This is a genomic window from Peribacillus suis (assembly GCF_059384845.1).
This window is the reverse complement of sequence record NZ_CM182019.1, coordinates 1,044,808-1,065,309: the sequence shown is the minus strand read 5'-3', so window position 1 is coordinate 1,065,309 and position 20,502 is coordinate 1,044,808. Positions and strand designations below refer to the sequence as shown.

At 41.2% G+C, this 20,502-nt stretch carries 17 protein-coding genes; 9 read left to right on the top strand and 8 right to left on the bottom strand.

What is annotated here, in order from left to right; genetic code table 11:
• Positions 1–25: 25 nt before the first annotated feature.
• The 6 genes from AC503W_RS05260 to AC503W_RS05235 all read left to right on the top strand — a co-directional run bounded on the left by AC503W_RS05260 (position 26) and on the right by AC503W_RS05235 (position 5,615).
• On the top strand, positions 26–892 hold the full coding sequence (locus AC503W_RS05260; protein WP_427688563.1) for a DegV family protein: 867 nt from the start codon (positions 26–28) through the stop codon (positions 890–892).
• Between the two features lie 68 nt (positions 893–960).
• The gene (locus tag AC503W_RS05255) at positions 961–1,092 is read left to right on the top strand and encodes a DUF3941 domain-containing protein (RefSeq protein WP_403123592.1); all 132 of its coding nucleotides are present in this window, start codon (positions 961–963) and stop codon (positions 1,090–1,092) included.
• A 126-nt stretch (positions 1,093–1,218) separates the two neighbouring features.
• Positions 1,219–1,710, top strand: coding sequence for a YajQ family cyclic di-GMP-binding protein (locus AC503W_RS05250; protein ID WP_402867760.1), 492 nt, complete (start codon positions 1,219–1,221; stop codon positions 1,708–1,710).
• A 172-nt stretch (positions 1,711–1,882) separates the two neighbouring features.
• Positions 1,883–3,637: an IS1182 family transposase gene (locus AC503W_RS05245; RefSeq protein WP_494917277.1), complete on the top strand. Its 1,755-nt coding sequence runs from the start codon at positions 1,883–1,885 to the stop codon at positions 3,635–3,637.
• Between the two features lie 219 nt (positions 3,638–3,856).
• The gene (locus AC503W_RS05240; RefSeq protein ID WP_402867759.1) at positions 3,857–4,720 is read left to right on the top strand and encodes an SDR family oxidoreductase; all 864 of its coding nucleotides are present in this window, start codon (positions 3,857–3,859) and stop codon (positions 4,718–4,720) included.
• A gap of 106 nt (positions 4,721–4,826) precedes the next feature.
• Positions 4,827–5,615, top strand: a complete 789-nt coding sequence (locus tag AC503W_RS05235) for an MBL fold metallo-hydrolase (protein WP_427687862.1) — start codon at positions 4,827–4,829, stop codon at positions 5,613–5,615.
• Between the two features lie 50 nt (positions 5,616–5,665).
• On the opposite strand, the gene AC503W_RS05230 is transcribed toward AC503W_RS05235, so the two are convergent.
• From AC503W_RS05230 to AC503W_RS05215, 4 genes are all read right to left on the bottom strand, one after another.
• A complete protein-coding gene (locus tag AC503W_RS05230) occupies positions 5,666–6,709 on the bottom strand; it encodes a LacI family DNA-binding transcriptional regulator (RefSeq protein ID WP_427687864.1) in 1,044 nt (347 codons plus the stop codon).
• Between the two features lie 322 nt (positions 6,710–7,031).
• Positions 7,032–8,681 (bottom strand): glycoside hydrolase family 13 protein, encoded by a 1,650-nt coding sequence (locus AC503W_RS05225; protein WP_427687866.1) that lies wholly within the window; start codon positions 8,679–8,681, stop codon positions 7,032–7,034.
• Positions 8,682–8,756: 75 nt separating this feature from the next.
• Positions 8,757–10,271, bottom strand: a complete 1,515-nt coding sequence (locus AC503W_RS05220) for an alpha-amylase family glycosyl hydrolase (protein ID WP_427687868.1) — start codon at positions 10,269–10,271, stop codon at positions 8,757–8,759.
• Between the two features lie 138 nt (positions 10,272–10,409).
• On the bottom strand, positions 10,410–11,663 hold the full coding sequence (locus AC503W_RS05215) for an extracellular solute-binding protein (RefSeq protein ID WP_407408619.1): 1,254 nt from the start codon (positions 11,661–11,663) through the stop codon (positions 10,410–10,412).
• A 392-nt stretch (positions 11,664–12,055) separates the two neighbouring features.
• Here AC503W_RS05215 and AC503W_RS05210 point away from each other — a divergent pair, with 392 nt between their 5' ends.
• Positions 12,056–13,807: a glycoside hydrolase family 13 protein gene (locus AC503W_RS05210; protein WP_427687870.1), complete on the top strand. Its 1,752-nt coding sequence runs from the start codon at positions 12,056–12,058 to the stop codon at positions 13,805–13,807.
• A 47-nt stretch (positions 13,808–13,854) separates the two neighbouring features.
• Here the strand turns inward: AC503W_RS05210 and asnB are convergent, their stop codons facing one another.
• A complete protein-coding gene (gene asnB / locus AC503W_RS05205; protein ID WP_427687871.1) occupies positions 13,855–15,702 on the bottom strand; it encodes an asparagine synthase (glutamine-hydrolyzing) in 1,848 nt (615 codons plus the stop codon).
• Between the two features lie 306 nt (positions 15,703–16,008).
• Between asnB and AC503W_RS05200 the strand changes: the two genes are divergently transcribed.
• Positions 16,009–16,575, top strand: a complete 567-nt coding sequence (locus AC503W_RS05200) for a DUF2777 domain-containing protein (protein WP_427687873.1) — start codon at positions 16,009–16,011, stop codon at positions 16,573–16,575.
• 69 nt (positions 16,576–16,644) lie between these two features.
• Here the strand turns inward: AC503W_RS05200 and AC503W_RS05195 are convergent, their stop codons facing one another.
• From AC503W_RS05195 to AC503W_RS05185, 3 genes are all read right to left on the bottom strand, one after another.
• A complete protein-coding gene (locus AC503W_RS05195; protein ID WP_402867751.1) occupies positions 16,645–16,989 on the bottom strand; it encodes a YisL family protein in 345 nt (114 codons plus the stop codon).
• 116 nt (positions 16,990–17,105) lie between these two features.
• Positions 17,106–18,299: a DUF418 domain-containing protein gene (locus AC503W_RS05190; RefSeq protein WP_494916338.1), complete on the bottom strand. Its 1,194-nt coding sequence runs from the start codon at positions 18,297–18,299 to the stop codon at positions 17,106–17,108.
• A gap of 137 nt (positions 18,300–18,436) precedes the next feature.
• Positions 18,437–20,029, bottom strand: coding sequence for a long-chain-fatty-acid--CoA ligase (locus tag AC503W_RS05185; protein ID WP_407406515.1), 1,593 nt, complete (start codon positions 20,027–20,029; stop codon positions 18,437–18,439).
• Positions 20,030–20,258: 229 nt separating this feature from the next.
• Here AC503W_RS05185 and AC503W_RS05180 point away from each other — a divergent pair, with 229 nt between their 5' ends.
• The gene (locus AC503W_RS05180; protein ID WP_402867748.1) at positions 20,259–20,480 is read left to right on the top strand and encodes a spore germination protein; all 222 of its coding nucleotides are present in this window, start codon (positions 20,259–20,261) and stop codon (positions 20,478–20,480) included.
• The last annotated feature ends 22 nt before the right edge of the window (positions 20,481–20,502 follow it).

Genomic DNA, 20,502 nt, shown 5'->3' with positions numbered 1-20,502 from the left:
TATGTAAAAAGAAAGCGGGTGTATTATGGCTATCACGATTCTTGCGGATAGTGCATGTGACTTGCCATTGTCTTTCTATCAAGAAAACAATGTAACATTGATCCCCCTACAAGTTCATTTGGATGGGCAAAATTATGAAGACATCGTTACCATTAATTCTAAGGAGATTTTTCAAGCCATGCTTGATGGCAAGGCTCCAAAAACTTCACAAGTTTCTCCGGAACATTTCTTGGAAATATTCACGGAGTTTGCCAAAGAAAAAAAACAGGGCATTTATATTGCCTTTTCCTCTGAACTATCCGGAACGTACCAAACAGCCGTTATGATTCATAACCAGGTGAAGGAAGAATACCCTGATTTGGACATAGAGATCATTAACTCGAAATGCGCATCATTAGGCATTGGCATGGTCGTTGAACAAGCTGCCAAGTTAGCTCAGAGTGGAGCTTCTAAAGAAGAAATTTTAACACATATAAATTTTCTCCTCAAGCACATGGAACACCTATTCACGGTAGGTGACCTTGAATACTTGGCGCGTGGTGGACGTATATCCAAAACATCTGCCCTTGTTGGCGGGTTATTAAACATTAAACCGCTACTAAATGTGGAGGATGGAAAACTCGTTCCTCTTGAGAAGATTCGCGGCAAAAAGAAATTAGTGAAAAGAGCGATGGAATTAATGCATGAGCGTGGCATAAATCTATCTACTCAAACAATTGGTATTGTTCACGGCAATGACGAAGAATCCGCATTGGAATGGAAAGAAGTGATTCAACATGAATTTGGTACGACAAATTTCATGATCCATTCAATCGGTTCAGTAATCGGGGCACATACCGGTCCTGGTACTGTAGGTATCTTCTTCTTAAACGATACCCCTGTGAAATCATAAATATGCATACTCCCTCTTATAATTGTGAACAATACATATTGATCATGATTATGAAGGGAGTTTTTATTATGTCACACACTAAAGATAACAATAAAAGACCCGAAGATAACCAAGCGAGAAACGCCGAAAAAAACATTGCCTACCAGGAAAATCTTAAAGCGGGAAAACATTCCTACTCCAAAAAAACAGATCATAAATAACGGGGGACATCCCCCGTTTTTTCCTGTATCCCCTTGACAAAGTCCACTTGCTTAACAGAATGAATGGTTGTCTTCCTTACCTATCTTCTCTATAATAAAAGAAATAAAACCTGCTGGAGGTAAGTAATGGCAAAGGAAAATTCATTCGATATAGTATCCAAAGTAGATTTTTCGGAAGTGACAAATGCTGTAACCATGGCAATGAAAGAAATACAAACGCGCTATGATTTCAAGGGCAGCTTAAGTACGATTTCCATCGATAAGGAAGACCTCGTTTTGGTTTCTGATGACGAGTATAAACTTGATCAATTAAAAGATGTTTTAATCAGTAAACTTATAAAGCGTGGAGTTCCCGTCAAAAACCTCGATTACGGGAAAATAGAAGGGGCTTCCGGCGGTACTGTCCGTCAACGCGCTAAACTCATTCAAGGTATCGATAAAGAACAAGCAAAGAAAATCAACACCATCATTAAAAACAGTGGGTTAAAAGTCAAAAGTCAAATTCAGGACGACCAAATTCGCGTTACCGGAAAAAACAGGGATGACCTGCAAGGCATCATCTCTGCCATCCGTGGTGCTGAATTATCAATTGATGTACAATTCCTAAATTACCGCTAAACTAGTAGGGGCTGTCCCAAAAGTCAGGAATATGACTTTTAGGGCAACCCCTTTTTTTTATAAATTTATGCACAAAAAAATCGCCCTTTTTAGTAAAATGAAGTTACCAGACAACATTTAGAAAGGACGATTTTTTATGAGCAATCCAAAGATTACTACAGAAAATTATAACATGGAACAAACTTTACTACCACTCTGCATACATGAGGAAACTGTCGTTCCCCAAAAACGAAATGTCACACCTACTTTTATTCCCTATGATAATCAACAAACAACTGTGATTTTTGATATTCAGGATCTGATTCCAGCTTACCACGTCGCGCGTGTAATCGATCAAATGATTGAATCAGTAGAAGATAAAGTCTTTTTCGAGCACTATAATGGTGGCGGACGTAGCTCTTACCATCCCAAAATGATGACGAAAGTCATTTTGTATGCCTATTCTCAAAAAGTCTATTCCTGTCGTGAAATCGCCAAACTGGTTGAAGAAAATATCCCAACAATGTGGCTGGCTGCCTTGCAGAAACCGGATTATCGAACGATTAATCGATTTCGTACACAACAAATGGAAAAGCTCCTTCCGAAGCTATTTGAAGAAATGATCCATCAACTAATAGAAGAAAAGCACATCACAATGGAGAACTATTTCCTAGACGGAACAAAAATTGAAGCAAGTGCAAACAAGTATTCATTTGTGTGGAAAAAGGCGACGACCAAATTTGAGGCGAAGCTACAAGAAAAAATTGAAGAAACGTACCAACAGATTCAGACCATTACAAATGAAGAAGGGCATGAACTGTCTGCTCAAGACGAAACGTCCTTTTTAACGGCAGAGGAAAAACTAACTCAAATAGAAAAAGCATTAGTGAAAAAAGTTGAAAAAGAAACGAATGGTATCCAGCTTGAAGAAGATGTCCAGGTACGAAAAGAAAAACGACGGGAACTCAGTCCGGTTAAGAAACTATTGAAATTAGTGCGTGAAGACTTAGGTCCACGATTAGTAAAATATAAACAACAAAACGCTCTATTTGGCGATCGAAATAGTTATTCTAAAACTGATACGGATGCGACATTTATGCGAATGAAAGATGATCATATGAATAACGGACAACTAAAACCTGGTTATAATATTCAAATGGCAACGGAAAATCAATTCATTCTTTTTTATACGATACATCAACGTCCAACTGATACACGGTGTTTTAAGCCCCATATAGAGGCACTGAAGAATACATCGCTACCATTCCCGAAAAACGTCATCGCAGATGCCGGCTATGGCAGTGAAGAAAACTACCTCTACTCTTTGGAGGAAGAATTTGAAGCTTTGATTCCTTACAATACTTTTTTAACGGAACAAAAACGGAGCTATAAAAAAGATATTCGTCATGCGAGTAACTGGGCATATGATGAACAAAAGGATGAATACACCTGTCCAAATAACCGTAAGGTTTTATTTAAGCGTTACTCGACCCGTACGGATAAAAATGGATTCACACGTGACTTTAAAATTTATGAATGTGAGGATTGTACGGATTGTCCATTAAAATCGCAATGTACAAAGGCGGCAGGAAATCGCCAAGTGCATGTTAATCCAGTTTATGAAGAACTAAAAGCGAAAGCAAAAGTGAACCTTTGGTCTGAATCGAATGCACAAATTTACGCTCGACGAAAAATCGAGGTAGAGAGTGTTTTTGGTCATATCAAGGGCAATAGGTCGTTCCGTCGCTTTTCGCTTCGGGGCTTAACGAAAGTCCAAACGGAGTTTGGCATCGTAGCCATGGCACATAATTTACTGAAGATAGCTGGCTTGCATCAGCTACTTTCAATGAATAATTATAAAAATAGAAAAACAGGTGGAGAAAAACAACTCGTTTTTCTCCACCTGTTTTATTTTAGGGACTTATTAGACAGCCCCTTTTTCATTTAGTTGAAGGCACAAGGTGCCCGTTTCCCCATGCCTATTTCCCCCTCCATTCCTCCCCATACACCCTATCTGGATATCTCACACATAACGCCTTCACATTTCCTGTTATTCAAACCAATGTATCGATTCCAAGGAGTTGTGAGATGCTATTCTTGCTCTTATGTTTAAGCAATTCAAAAATAAGGAATATAAAAAATACAATAAAATATAGGAGGGGTAATCATGACAAACCAAAATAAACAAGGGTTTCCACCACAACATCAACAACATCAACCCGGAGTAGAAACGAAGATGGATCCGAATCCTGAGTCTGTAAAATCGGAATATAAAGGTAGTGGGAAATTAAAAGGAAAAACAGCGATTGTAACCGGCGGAGATAGCGGCATTGGTAAATCGGTCGCCATCTATTATGCGAAAGAAGGAGCCAATGTAGTTGTAGCCTACTTGGATGAACACGAAGATGCAAAGAAAACTAAGGAATTAATCGAACAAGAAGGACAAAAATGCTTGCTACTTGCAGGGGATATCGGTGATGAAACGTTTTGTCAGGATATCGTCAAGCAAACAATTGAAGAATTCGGCGGGTTGGATATCCTTGTCAACAATGCCGGCGAACAGCATGTGCAAGAAAGCCTTCTCGACATATCAGCCGAGCAGTTGGAAAAAACATTCCGAACTAATATCTTTTCCATGTTCCACTTAACGAAAGCCGCTTTGAAGCACCTCAAAAAAGGGAGCAGCATCATCAATACAACCTCAATCACAGCCTACCAGGGTAATCCAAAGCTAATCGATTACTCATCAACTAAAGGCGCCATTTTAGCCTTTACACGCGCTCTATCGAATTCCATTTCAAAAGATGGCATTCGAGTGAATGGTGTAGCGCCAGGTCCTATCTGGACACCGCTTATTCCCGCTTCATTCGGTGAAGAAGATGTGGCCAAATTTGGACAAAATACACCTATGGGTCGTGCAGGACAGCCAGAAGAATTAGCACCTGCCTATGTATATCTAGCAAGTGATGATTCATCTTACGTCAGCGGACAAGTCATCCATGTCAACGGCGGTTCAGTGGTAAACGGTTAATTACGAGAAGGAAGCAGCGGATTTCATTTCTGAGATCCGCTGCTTTTTTATTAAGAAGGATTTAGAAAGCTCGTAACGAATATAAGGACAAGAAAGGTGTGATTTTTTGACTCTTATTATCGATCCTTGGTTCACCGTTACAGAATTAGACCCGAAAACATTCGCAATTAGTGAATATGGACATTGGGAAAAAGTTCATTCCTTTTTATTGCTAGGCGAGGAAAAGGCTGCCTTGATTGATACCGGATTAGGAATAGACCATATAAAACGGATAACCGATCAAATAACAGAACTTCCCATCATTGTCCTCACTACACATGTCCATGCTGATCATATTGGAAGCCATGGAGAGTTCGATACGCTCTATGTTCATGAAGATGATGCTGACTGGTTGATGAATGGAATTAAAGGATTGTCTTTAGACCAAATACGAAAAGGTATGGCCCGTGACATCACCTTGCCTGTACCGAAATCATTTAATCCTTTTACATATCATCCTTTTCAAGGAATTCCTGATAATGTGCTTGTAGACGGGGACACCATTCTCCTCGGGAAACGTGACCTAACCATTTACCATACCCCCGGGCATTCACCGGGTCACATCTCGATTTTCGACCAATCAACAGGTTATTTATTTACCGGAGACCTATTGTATGCTGATACTCCTATCTACGCATTTTATCCATCCACGAACCCGGTTGATCTCGTTAATTCTTTAGAGAGGGTGGCTCAAATAAAAGACATCACCAAAATATATGGAGGGCATAATCAGCTAGGCCTCGAGCCAATCATCCTTTTTGACGTGATGGATGCGGTCCACTACATTCGGAAACATAACTTGGACAGACACGGAACAGGCATCCATTCATTTAGAAGCTTCAGCGTCCAGTTTTAAGGATATGCATGCAAATCAAAGGAGCATTGTGACACACAATGCTCTTCCCTTTAATAATTCATGACCAACGATTCTTGCTTTAAAGGTCGGCAGGAACTTCTTTCCACAAACTGATGGGGTATGATGATTCCCCCCGGCTCTGCTCCCTTTTGTAACTTTTGGATGATCGATTTGGCTGCCTGATAACCCAGATCAAAAATGTTAATATCGACAGAAGTTAGGGCAGGTAGTGACATTTCAGTGAAAAGAAGGTTATTAAAGCTGACAATTGATATCTCTTCAGGAGTGCGTATGCCCATCTCCCTTAGTGAATGGACAATTCCAAGTGCCATTAAGTCATCACTGACGATTAAAGCGGTCGGAGGTTCCTTAATGGATAGCAACCTATTTGCTACTTCCAGTTCCCCATTATGTACAAAGTTCTCAAGTATCGTATATTCACTTCTTGGAACGATCCCAGCCCTTTTTAATGCCCGTTCGTATCCAGAAAGGCGATCGAGTGTCATCACAGACTTTATATCCCCACCGATGAAACCGATTCTTTCATGCCCCAATTGGATTAGATAATCTGAGGCCTGTTCAGCCGCCAAGACGTTATCATTATCCACATATGATATTTCCTCGATAAAATCGTATGGCTTTCCAATCATGACAAATGGGAAATCCCTTGATCGCAAATAAGTAAGGATATGATCATTCATCCTTGAATACATCAGGACGATACCATCTACCATCCCCCCCTGGACCATATTCACGATTCCTTCATAAATCTCATTCTCCGTTTTTCCCGTGCTGAGCAATAGCGAATATTGTTTTTCCTGGGCCCCTTCGCTAAGTCCTTGCAAGATTGTTGAGAAAAATGGATTTTGATAGATGACATTCGATGAACTTGGTAAGACCAACCCTATAATTTTCGTTGATTGGTTTGCTAGGCTGCGGGCAATGAAATTTGGGTGATATCCCAATTTCTCCATCGCTTTACGCACGCGCACTTTCGTTTTCTCGCTAATTCGAGGATTATTTGCAATCACTCGAGAAACTGTTGAAGGTGCTACATTCGCCAGTTGAGCTACATCTTTAATCGTAATAGCCATGCATTTCCCGTCTCCCCTCATCGTATTACAGACTTTTTGGACAACTTTGTGTAAAGTCAATAAATACTTTTCCAATATATTAAATAAATATACAATTATATGTATCTATCATACACTCAACTCAATGCTTATATCCATTACTTTTTTTAAATTTTCTATTTTTTTCAGAAAATATCGGCTTTTAGAGTCAGCCTTCACTTTTATCATAAAAAAGAGAGTTGATTTTAAATCAACTCCTTCATTGAAACGTATGATTTGTTTAGAGAAGAGGACAGAAGTCAGACGACTAACTACAGTAGCACCAACGACTACATAGCTTCAACTAATGATGGTAGACCCTCACCTCGTAAGGACGCAAATGAATCTCACATTCGTCTTCCACATTGTCATAATTGCCCAGTAATAGTTCCATATTCCCCCAATCAGATATATCGATGGAATGGTGATTCGTACTGAAATTGCATATGACTTTCACTGATTCACTATTCATTTTTCTTGTATAAATATAAAGTTCACAATGATTTTCCCATAATAAATCATATTCTCCATAAACTAAAACCTGGTACTTCTTTCGAAGATTAATCATCTTTTTGTAAAAATGGTAGATGGATGAAGGATTATTCCTTTGCTCTTCCACATTGATTGCACGGTAATTGGAATTTGCTTTCATCCAGGGTGTTCCTTCTGTAAACCCTCCATGCTCCGTATCATTCCATTGCATGGGTGTACGTGAATTGTCCCGACCGTTATGCCAAATGATCTGCATGATTTCATCATGTGAACGTCCCTTGGAGGTTTCAATATGATAAAAGTTTTTCATGCCAATGTCATCATAATCATCGATAGAGTCGAATTGTACGTTTGTCATCCCAATTTCCTGCCCTTGATAAATGAATGGTGTCCCTTGCATAAAAAAGTACAATGCACCAATCATTTTCGCACTCTCCAACCAATATTGATGATCATTTCCCCAAGTGGACACACTTCTCGGCTGGTCATGGTTTTCAAAAAACAAAGCATTCCAGCCTTTATTCTGAAGTCCCTTTTGCCATTTTGTCATGGTCCTTTTCAGTTCATAGACGTCGACATGATGATCATGTCCCCGATTCCATAGGCCCAGATGTTCGAATTGAAAAATCATATTGAACTTACCGTTTTCTCCCCCGACCCAATCATCCGCTTGTTCAATCCTTACGCCATTGGCTTCACCAACCGTCATGATATCATACTTCGCAAAAGTTTCTTCCTTAAGCTCTTGAAGGTAATCCAATATCCCTTCCTGATTGGTATGCATCTCAAACGCAGGGACATATTGATGCCAATATGGATTGGGCATATCCGGCAACCCCTCACGCTTGTGAATATGGGTGATGGCATCAATCCGGAAACCATCGATGCCCTTATCCAACCACCATGTCACCATGCTGTATAGAGCCTGCCGGACTTCTTTACATTCCCAATTTAAGTCCGGTTGTTTCTCTGCGAATAAATGTAAGTAGAATTGTTTTGACCTTTCATCGAATTTCCAGGCACTTCCTGAGAATATACTTTCCCAATTGTTAGGTTCCCTACCATCCTTGCCATCTCTCCAAATATACCAGTCTCGTTTCGGGTTATCCTTTGAAGAACGCGACTCCACGAACCAGGGATGCTCATCACTAGTGTGGTTAAGCACCAAGTCAAGAATCACCCTCATGCCACGTCGGTGTACATCGTCCAGCAATTGTTCCAGGTCCTCCATCGTGCCGAATTCTTCAGAAACCGATTGGTAATCACTGATATCGTATCCATTATCTGCGTTGGGGGACTTATAAAACGGGCTAATCCAAATGACATCGATCCCAAGTTCCTGCAAGTAATCCAGTTTGGAGATCAATCCCCTTAAGTCCCCCACTCCATCTCCATTGCTATCCATGAAACTGCGGGGGTAAACTTGATAACAAACAGCCTCTTTCCACCAGGTTTTGCTCATGCTGTAGCCTCCCGTTTCTGTATTCCACAAAGCCAAGGGACATTGTTTTGCAGCCAAAAATCGAGAGGTACATGGTTAGTTTACTTGATTCCTTTTTGAACGTTTAATGACCAAAGCAATGAAAATGGCAAAAATGACAAGGACCAACCCGATAATGATCAAATAGGGAGTATTGATGGTCGATTTAGATGCAAGAGTGTAGACTTCCGTTGACTCCCTGTCGATTACGATCGAGTAGCCATTATCCTTACTACGAACCAAATCTCCATTCAGCATACCTCTCAACTCTTTGTTCTCGTCAAGATCCTTTTCACTGAGATTAATCGTTTGCGTTTTGGTTGTATTATTCATGGCCACCACCATTGTTTCGTCGCCATACACACGTTTAAAAACCGCCGTACCGCCCTTTTGGTACAAAGGCTCCATATCCCCTTTTGATAATGCAGGGTACATCTCCCGAAGATCGGAAAGCTTGGTGATATACTCCACTAGCTCTTGCTCTGTCTTAAAATTCATCAATTGATGATTGGTCGGTGCTTCATCACCATTAAGGGCGATTTCCGATCCATACATCACGATGGGTACACCTGGAGTGGTATACATATAGGATAAGGCCATCTTCCATCTTGCCCCAGGGTTTTCATTATGATCGGCAGCATCCTTGGTGAAACGGGGCATATTCTGGGTATCCATGAATAAAGCCTGTGTACCGCTCGTTCCGATAGCATTGAAAACAGGTGCCAGATCCTGATCCGGTGCAGCGAATGCTTTTCTCAGTTCAGCATTTTGTGGGTAATCCATGAAAGCATCGATTCCCGTTTCCTCATATCCTTTTATCAAATCCTCATTGCCTTGGACATCGCCAATTGTATAGAAGTTTGATTTTTCAGACTTGACTGTTTCAACAAACTCCTTCCAAAAGTCCTTTGGAACGTGTTGAACTTGATTTAGTCGATACCCATCAATATCCGTTTCTGCAATCCACCACTTGGCAACATCCAACAAATATTCCCGAGTTTCCTGGTTATCTTGATTTAAGTCCGGCAGGCCATTCACCCAGCCGTTTTCCATGTTCTGCTGATTGCTATCCTTGGAAATGTCCTTTTTTTCGTGAAACCAGTCTTTTTTATCAGGTTCGTTTAGCCAAGAATGATTCTTCCCCACCTGATTAACCTGAAAATCAACAATAACTTTCATCTCACGGCTATGGGCCTCATCCACGAGCTTCTTGAATTCTTGTTTCGTACCATAATGTTCATCCGTTTTATAAAAATCCTTCACCCATTCCCCGTGGTAGCCATTATCTTCATTAGCAAAAATAGGTGATAGGATGATAGCGGTATACCCCATATCTTTAAGGTAATTTAACTTGTTCGTGACTCCTTCGAAATCTCCTCCATTAAAAGCTGAAGGATTCAATACATCTGCATCCCCATTGTTTTTAGGATTTCCATCAAAAAATCTGTCTATCATCAATGAGTATGCGATTTCATCCTTCCATGTTCGTTGTTCTTTTTCAGCTGCTCCTACAGGAATGGCGTAAAAAAGAAGCAACGGAATTAAAGCGAGTGATAACACCCTTTTTTTCATATCCGCTCTCCTCCTAGCTATCTCTTTACGCCTTTAAGATTAGCGTTTTGCCCCCTTGACGTCAAATCCATATTATAAAATTTTTTACACAAAAGAGATAAAATGGAGAGCAGTTGATAGTGGGGCATATTTCCCGTTTCATTCCTCCTGGTAACTTTTTTCGATCTTCTTTACGGCTTCATCCAAAGCGGCTTTCGGTTTGGCTTTAATCGCCGTTATGTCCTGCATCGCGGAATTCATCGGTCCCCAGACTTTATTCATTTCTGGAATATTCGGTATCGGTTCTGCGTATTGTAATTGTATGGCGATGGCTTGTGCCCTTTCACTATCTTTTATTGCCTCATGCCCTTTGATTGTTTTTATAGGGGAGATTTCTCCCGTTCGTTCAAAACGGAGCACTGCATTTTTTTCATTTGATACATATTCCACAAATTTTGTAGACCAATAGGGATATTTGGTGAATGCGGTAATATGCCAGCCCTGTATTTCCATGATTGTTTTCATTGGCTTTCCATTTGGCAATTGGGGCATCGGAGCGACGCCGACATTCTTCCCATCCAACCATGCAGTTTTTGAACTCATGATGGAGGCTACCTTCCCCTCCCTAAACATTTTTTCCATATCTTCTTTGTCACCCTCTGGGATGGCACTCGCTTTATACCATTTTTGAATGAATTGCGCACCTTTCACTGCACCTTCATTGTTCAATCCTATATCCAAAGGATTTATTTTCTTCTTATCCCGATCGAATACATACCCTCCCATTCCCGTCATAATTCCATATGCATCATAGAAATCGTTCCATTCAGCCGCAAATCCATACTCCTTACCTGCCCTAGCCTTTTTTGCTTTTTTATACAATTCATTCATCGTGTCCGGGACCTTCGGCATCATCTTCTCGTTATACACCAAAACGGAAGTGACAGCAGACTTGGGCAGCCCAAATAGTTTTCCCTGATACATTTCGGCGAATATGGAAGCTTCTAAAAAGGCATCTGTAACTTCATCATTCACCTTGATTTCCTGTATCAGTCCCTCCTCCACTAGCTGACCTATTTTTTCATGGGTAAGTGTCACGATATCCGGGGATGTCCCGATAGGCCCATTTCGGCGTAATTGTGTGTACATCCCATCGTTCACTTTTTGCTCTTTATATTCCACTTTGATTCCATATTCTTTTTCGAATTCCTTCAGGATCGGTTTTAGGGCTTCCCCTTTATTCTCCTCTTCCCAAACAATCAGTTTTTCCGGTTTTTTTTCATTCGTGGTTTCTTTTTCTCGCGGCATCCTTTCCTTCACCACTTCATTTTCCTTATCTGTATTGGCATCACAAGCACTTCCGATAGCGATAAAGATGAGGGACATGAGTAAATAGATCATCAACTTCTTCACTTTTATTCTCCTTTTAAAAATGTTTGATTCTATCATGTCCCAAAGCTTCGAATTGTTTACACCACCGTTAGAAAATCGAAAGGAAAGAACGTGGATTCACGATGAAAACGATATCAATCTTTATTGTTATCATTATATGAGAGGACTCAATTTTTACAACATTTTCCTTTATCAATTTTATTTCTTAAATGGAAGCGTTCTATTTCATATTTTTTAAGAACCAGGTGCTTTTTTTATATAAAATGGGTATATAATCAAAATGACTGGATAGTTTTTGAAATATTTAATTTTTTTAACTTTTCATCAGTACATAAGTAATGTCCTCTCAATCTCCAGTCTTAAAGTTCATTCAGCTTTCAAAATTAACCTGACTAGAATTGGAGTGGTTTTCTATGGAACGTTCGTCCATCCAGCACCGGCCTACAGACAATTTTGCTTATAGCATCGATGCAGAAACTCTTCATATCCGCCTTCGTACAAAAAAACAAGATATTTCTTACGTTGGACTCCTCTTTGGAGACCCCAATATACTTGATGAAGGTCATTGGCAGTATGAACAAGTGCCAATGTACCTCTCTGGCAGTGATGGCCATTATGATTACTGGCATATTTATGTGAAGCCACCTTACCGGAGAATAAGGTATGGATTTAAGCTACAATCGGGTGAGGAAGAACTCATTTATACGGAAAAAGGTTTTTTTGATGAGGCTCCTGATGATACAGGCTGTTATTTTGCCATACCTTATCTTCATCGAAATGAAGTGTTTAACACGCCTGAATGGGTAAAAGAAACAATCTGGTACCAGATCTTCCCGGAAAGATTCGCGAATGGAAATCCCGATAATGATCCTGAAGGTGCAAAGCCTTGGGGCAGTGAAGAACCGAAAGTGGACAACTTTTTTGGAGGGGATTTCGAGGGGATCCTAGAGCATCTTGATTACTTAGAGGACCTCGGCATCAATGGCATCTATTTCACGCCCATTTTCCACGCCCATTCCAACCATAAATATGACACGATCGATTACATGGAAATCGATCCCCAATTCGGGACGAAAGAGGACTTGAAAACCCTTGTGGAAGAATGCCACAAACGGAATATCCGTGTGATGCTCGATGCCGTCTTTAACCATAGCGGCTATTATTTCCCTCCCTTTCAAGACCTCCTTGAAAAAGGTGAGGACTCAGAATACAAAGATTGGTTCCACCCCCACGGCTTCCCTTTAAAAGGAGGAGAACGTCCCAATTATGAAACATTCGGTTTTTTTGAATCGATGCCCAAATTGAATACAGCCAATCCTGACGTCAAAAAATACCTTTTGGAAACCGCCGCTTATTGGATTAAGGAGTTCGATATCGATGGCTGGCGACTTGATGTTGCCAATGAGGTCGATTCACCGTTTTGGCGGGAGTTCCGGAATACGGTGAAAAACATTAAACCTGATCTATATATTCTCGGGGAAATTTGGCATGATTCCATGCCATGGCTAAGAGGCGACCAATTCGATGCAGTCATGAATTATCCATTTACCAATAACGTGTTCCGCCTCATTGCTTCGCAAAAAATCAATGCCCGGCAGTTTATTGAAGAAATGACGGCTGTCTATCACAGCTATCCGACCAATGTATTCGATGTCACCTTCAACCTTCTTGGAAGCCACGATACACCACGGATTTTCACAGACTGCGGGGAAGATGTGAATAGGGCAAAGCTCATTCATGCCGTTCTACTGACGTTCAAGGGCAGTCCCTGCATCTATTATGGAGATGAAATTGGTTTAACTGGCGACCAGGATCCCGGTTGTCGAAAATGTATGGTCTGGGAGGAAGACAAACAGAATCGCGAACTCCATAACGAAATCAAAGAATTGATTGCTTTACGGAAAGAGGAAGGCTTGCTTGCAAATGAAGGACATTTCGAATTCCTTGAAAAGATCAATAACACAAACATCGTCGCTTATCGAAAGTTCAATGAGGCACGCTCTGTTGTCATTCTTCTTAACCCGACAGACCGGTCACAGTCTTATAAACTCCCATTTGATGTAAAAGAGGACTCAATGATTGATTTAAGAACGAAGGAAATCGCGAAGGAAGACCACTCTGAATTGGGTGGCTATCAATATAGAATTCTTGCATTTGATCACTGAAGCAAACGAAAAGGGGCAAAGCGTACGATACGCTGAGCCCCTTTTTTTCATTCAATGATTTGGATATCATATTGCTTGAACCATACATCTATTTGAGCCAAGTGGGCGAGTAACTGAGGACCTGACATTAATTGACCGAACCAAGGGACCTTAAAGGCGGCGCCTTTCGAATCAACTATATCAGTCATTTTCTGTTGATCGAATAACTCGTGAAGAACCGAGCTTTTGTCAGTCAGGATATCTTTCAACCACGTCTGAACTCGATCCGTGTAGACAGGGTTATGTGTCTTGGGATACGGGCTCTTCTTGCGGTATAACACTTCATCTGGCAACATTCCTTCTAATGCTTTACGTAATATCCCCTTCTCCCGGTTACCGGTCATCTTCATTTCCCAAGGGATGTTCCAAGCATATTCAACAAGTCGGTGATCCGCAAACGGTACGCGCACTTCAAGGCTTGCGCCCATACTCATCCGATCCTTCCGATCGAGCAATGTTGTCATGAACCATAATAAATTTACATAGAATAGCTCCCTGCGCTTAGCATCTTCCCCACTTTCCCCTTCTAATCTAGGAGTTTCTAGAACCGTGGTCAAATACGCATCATTTGCATATTCCTCCAGTTTTAATTTGTCATGCCAGCCCTCTTTCAACAGAGATTGCCGTTCACCAGTCGACCTCATCCAAGGAAAACCAGTGCGATTTAAATCATCGGCACGATGAAACCATGGATAGCCACCGAAAATTTCATCCGCACATTCCCCTGATAACCCCACCACGAAATCTTGTTTTATTTCTTTGCAGAACCAAAGCAAAGAGGAATCGACATCCGCCATTCCCGGTAGGTCCCGGACTTGGACAGCTTCGATTAAATAGTCGGTCAACTGCTCTTGAGAGATGACGGCGGAATGATGCACGGTGTTGAATGTATCCGACATCTTTTTGATCCAGGGTCCGTCTGAATTAGGCTGGAATTCATTTGCCTTGAAGTATTTTTCATTATCTTCATAATCGATGGAATACGTATGAAGCCTTCCTTTACCTTCATCCAAATAGGCATTCGCCGCGATGGCCGTAATCGCGCTTGAGTCCACCCCACCTGACAAAAAGCTACATAGCGGAACATCGGAGACGAGTTGCCTGGTCACGGCATCTTTTACCAGAAAGCGTACTTTTTCAGATGTCTCATCTAGTGAATCACGATGTTCCTCACTCTGAACATTCCAGTATCTCCATATTCTCATCCCTTTTCTTGATAGAGTAAGGGCATGGGCCGGCCTTAATTCTTTAACATCGTGAAAGACACCAGAACCGGGCGTCCGGGATGGGCCCACCCCTAATACTTGGGCTAAGCCTTCCCTATCAATTTCTGTTTTGACATCGGGATGGGCTAGAATGGCTTTTATCTCCGAACCAAAAATGAACCCGCCTTTCCTTTCAGCATAGAAGAAAGGCTTAACTCCCATTCGGTCCCTTCCAATGAATAATTTCTGTTCATTTTCATCCCAAATGGAAAAGGCGAAAATCCCATTGAACAGTTCGACGCATTTTTCTTTCCATTCTATATAAGAAGTTAGTAAAACTTCTGTATCAGAATGCCCCTTAAAGGAATATCCTTTTAATAATAGCTGTTTTCGAATGTCTTCGGTGTTATACAATTCGCCGTTGTAACAAAGGGTATATCTTCCGTTTCCATGTTCCTTTGTCATCGGCTGTTTTCCACCCTCTGCATCGACAACCGTTAATCTTTTATGACCAAAGGCGACGTGGGTATCACTCCATACATTCTCCTCGTCTGGACCCCTCTTAGCCAAAGTTTTCGTCATCTGTTCGAGTGTTTCAGTTTCCGTCCTTAAATTCTTTTGAAAATGCACCCAACCTGTAATTCCACACATCACACTTCACCCTTTCCATCTGGACGATCAAATCATATAGCCTTCTGCCTTTTAAGCAATTAGGTATCCATATTTATGTTCTGGCTTCAAATCCTAGTATCGTTACAGCACCATTCCGTAGAAGCCCTTTGCCCCCACCCTTGTTGTGACAAAAAAGAGTGGGAAAGGAAGGCATCCCTGTTTAACATAGCCTATGCAAAGATGGAAAGTTGGTTATTTGTCCATAATATTTTAAAATATACCGTTATATTTTCATTGGATTTTGACTAAAAAGTAGGTGAGGATTCCCCTATTGGAGGTATAAGCATGAGTCAGCAACATCGAACGAAGTTAATGAACAGACAAACACGAGCGTTTACCGAAGGAACTGTGGAAAATATCAATCAGCAATGGATCTTTTTTGACGATGAAACCGATGAGGCATCATCGATTGAAGATCACGTTCAGAGCATCATTGAAGTTTATAGAGGGGGAAGATGGCAGCAGGGTTTATTGGAAGCGGAGGGGAAAATCCACCTTCACAGGGATTTCACTTTCCTGAGGGACAATGAACCCATAAGGATTCGAAAAAAACTATTATATTCGTTTGAACGTTTATTGGAGGAATTGAACGATGATTCTTTTTTCCAGTTTGTCACGACCCTGAATTCGCTGGACTTCTCTATTTATGATTGTATATATAGCTACAATCAGCTCACTTTTTTAAGGGAGCTCACCAATCAATCCGGCGTGAATTTCTTCACTTTTGATAACGAGACCCAAATCTGTCTCGTCCAGCACCATTTTTCCTATGGTAAAAAGGATCATGACCGTTTTGAATTCACCCTTAATACAGGGAAACGGATCATCATCGAAAAAGTGAATTCCCACTAATTCCTTGTAAAGTTTGCATACAAAAAAGGACAAATGAGATGAAACCCATTTGTCCTTTTTCAATCATGATTAAAACAAGTCAAAACCTTGTGGTAGGGATAATCCTAGATAAAGGACGAATATAAAAGCAACGACGAATAATGCCCACATCGCGCTTACAGCTTTTCCTTTTTTCCTACGGACCAATACCATTTCCATCGCGGCAATCACGATGATTCCTACAATCATTTTCACTGCATATGCACCAAAGTCAGTAATTAGCATTCCACCTGTAAGGAAAATCAAAAGGAAGAATACACGTGTGATCATGTGCATCATTTTGGCTTTCGGGCTTCCATTTTTAAGCATGGAATATGTTACAAAGAAAAGAATGATTCCGATAACCCAAGTCGTTATGTGTAAGTGAGTTCCCATTTACTTGCCCCCTCGTTCAATATCCATTTCATCATAACATAGGCTTTTACATAAAAACAAAAGTAAGGTGCCAGTATCTCGCTCAAATAAGGCAGTTCTGCGAACATTCTTCCCCCTCACTTATCATTCCGTATCATAACGGGCTTTTTGCCATACGAAACATATCGCCAGACAAATTCCACCGGACCGAACCGGAATCGCTTCATCCACCAGAAGCTTAGCAAGACTTGTATAGAAAAGACAACGATCATCAGGAGAAACCCTTCCGTATAAGTCACTTTCCCGTACAACCCAAAACCATATGAATAAAAAATGAATGTACAGACAATCGATTGAAATAGGTAATTGCTCATCGACATCCTTCCTACCAAAGATAAGGGATATAGCAACTTGTAAGCCCACGCCTTTTCAACCAACAGTGTGATTGCGGTAATATAAAACATCGTCAGCAGCGGTCCGCCAAAGTAATCCTGGATGAATGTCGTCCCATAATCGTAATCCGTCACATACGGTAGGATCTTGATCGCCACCCCTGTTAACAGGCTTATAATCACTATCTTCCTTATTGGCCGTTTATAACGGGCAGGATTTTGAAGCCATCCCTGCTTGGCTACACCAGCTCCAATTAAAAAGAAAGGAAAAATGGAGAGGAAGAGGAAGATGACATTCGTTGGACCATTAACCATATACCAGTCTGCCATTCTTTGTCCCGTCACTTCCATAAAAGAACCCGCAGAATATATCTCTTGGGATTGTTTGATTAACTCGACCTCATTTTGAATTTTCATCAATCCACTATCCACAAAGCTCATAATAAGGAAAAAAAGCCCGAACACGCCGAAAGGAACAATATATAAGAACGATCCAAGCCAAATCAGATACTTCCCTTTCCATTTATAGAATAATAAAAACGCAAACCCGAACATTGCGTAATTAACAAGGATGTCTCCATGCCAAATGAAAAAGGCATGTATGCACCCTACCCCTAATAAAAAGCAAAGCCGCTTCGTAAACAGCAAAGGAAACGAGATGCCTTTATCTTCACTCCGTGCAGCCAAGATAACGGCCCCAAATCCAAACAAACATGCAAACAAGGGGTAAAAACTCGCCTGGGCGATAATATCGCTACATATGTACAAGATACGATCCCAGCCTTCATCCCAATATTCAACACCACTACTATACAAGATGGGTGTATGAAACGAAGGCATATTCACTAAAAAAATTCCTAAAATGGCCAAACCTCTTAATAGATCAATACTGGCAATCCTTTTGCTTTCCTGTAAAGGGGCCATTGCAGTTTTCATCATTTCACATCCTCATTCACTAATTACTCCATTATAAATGAGCCTGGAAAATTTAGTTGTATATTTCCTTTCCCATTCATTAATGGCTTACAAACTACTAGAAAAAACGCTGCTCATCATAGAGCAGCGCGGACCGTCTTTTAATTGACGAATCTTCCCGTTTTCCCTTTAGCTTCCCAATAATCATTACGAAGATGGATTTTCTGGATTTTTCCCGATGCCGTTTTTGGCAACTCCCTTACGAATGAGACGCTGGTCACTGCCTTGAAATGGGCTAGTTTTTCTCTTGTGAAAGCCAGAATATCGGCTTCCGTTAATTGAACGCCTGGTTTTGGCACGATGAAAGCATGTGGTGTCTCCCCCCATTTTTCATGGGGCACTGCGATGACTGCCGCTTCTAAGATGCCCTCGTGCTCATATAAAGTCCCTTCCACTTCTATGGATGAGATATTCTCCCCACCGCTTATGATAATATCTTTCTTGCGGTCTACGATATCTATATTCCCATCACTATCCATGGTCGCCATATCACCTGTATGCAACCACCCATTTTTCAACGCCTGCATCGTGGCCTCTTCATTTTTCCAATATCCCAACATGACTCCATGACTGCGAACAATGACTTCACCGACATCAACCCCGTCACGTGCTACTTCGTCACCATTGTCATGTACCACCCTTACCTCACTGCCTATGGAGGGGTAACCGGCTTTCGCCTTCATTTTGTATTTTTCCCTTTCCGGAAGTCCATCGAATTCAGAGCGGGGTACCGAAAGCAAACTCATTGGAGTGGATTCCGTCATGCCATAGATTTGGATGAACTCCCACCCCAACTCTTTTTCCACCCTAGTGACAAAGGCGGGCGGGGGTGCCGAACCAGCCACGACGATTCGAATTTCCTGTTCCAGCTTCGGTACATTCTTTTCATAATATTGGAACAATGAATTAAGGACGGTTGGCGCCATATGCATGATGGTTACCTTATGTTTCTCAAGCGCCTTGAATATGGAATCTGGTGTTGTTTTTCTCAAGCAAACTTGCGTCGCACCATTGGCCGTATAATAAAAAGGAGCACCCCACCCATTCACATGGAACATCGGCAGGACATGCATATATGTATCGCGATCATTGACCCTGAAATGGTGCATGGCACTAAGGGCATGTAAATAGTTATTGCGATGGGTGAGCATGACCCCTTTAGGGTTACCGGTTGTGCCACTTGTATATAAGAGACTCGATACGTCATTCTCATCCACTTGTTCCCGATAGAAGCCTTCTTTGTCAAACCTCTCCAGCCAGACATTGTAATCGATTTCATTTGTATCGCCTGCTTTATAGTGCACGATGATATGCTCCACTGATTTCAGCTGGTCCTTAACCGATGAGATAAGGTGATACAAATCCTGATCCACAAAAAGGACCCTTGATTCACTATGATTCAAAATGAATACATAATCCGCCGGCGTCAACCGAATGTTCAAAGGCACCATTACAGCCCCAAGCTGGAACGCCCCATAAAAACCTTCAAGCATTTCGATCGAGTTCGGTGCAAGATAAGCCACTTTATCCCCTTTTTTAATCCCTAGGTCACTCAATCCATTGGAAAGCTGGTTGACCCTTCCATTCAGCTCCTGATATGTCAGGACCTTATCGTCCCCGATAATCGCTTTCTTGTCAGCATAAAGTGAAGCTGCCCTGTCCAGAAAATGTGATAGCACTAAAGGCACATTCATCCAATCACCCCTCATTCAATTTGTTTGAAAATTATGAATTTATCATTATATTACCATATTTGTATATTATTTACCAACACCAAACATCACAGGTTTCTAAGCTGCTAAGGTATAGGCAATTGAATCACATCAATAAAGGAAAAAACATAGAATACAGTGAAGCATCCATTCAAAATAGACTTGCTGCTTGTAAATCCGTGATAAACCAGAATAAAAAAGGGTGATTTTCATGCCGGCCATCGTAGGAGTTATTCAAGTGATCAATGTCGGGAGCAGTGGCGTTGTCCATATTGGCGATGTTTTTAAGATCAGCCCATATTCCGCTTCAAAAACGTTTGCGGGAGCTGGCTCTTTTAATACAGGCGAATCCATTTCACTTTACAACGCCTACAGTACCACTAACACAAACGATTCAGATGGCGTCGATCAGCCAGTAGCATTGAACCTCTAGCATTTTTTTGAAAGGAGGACAT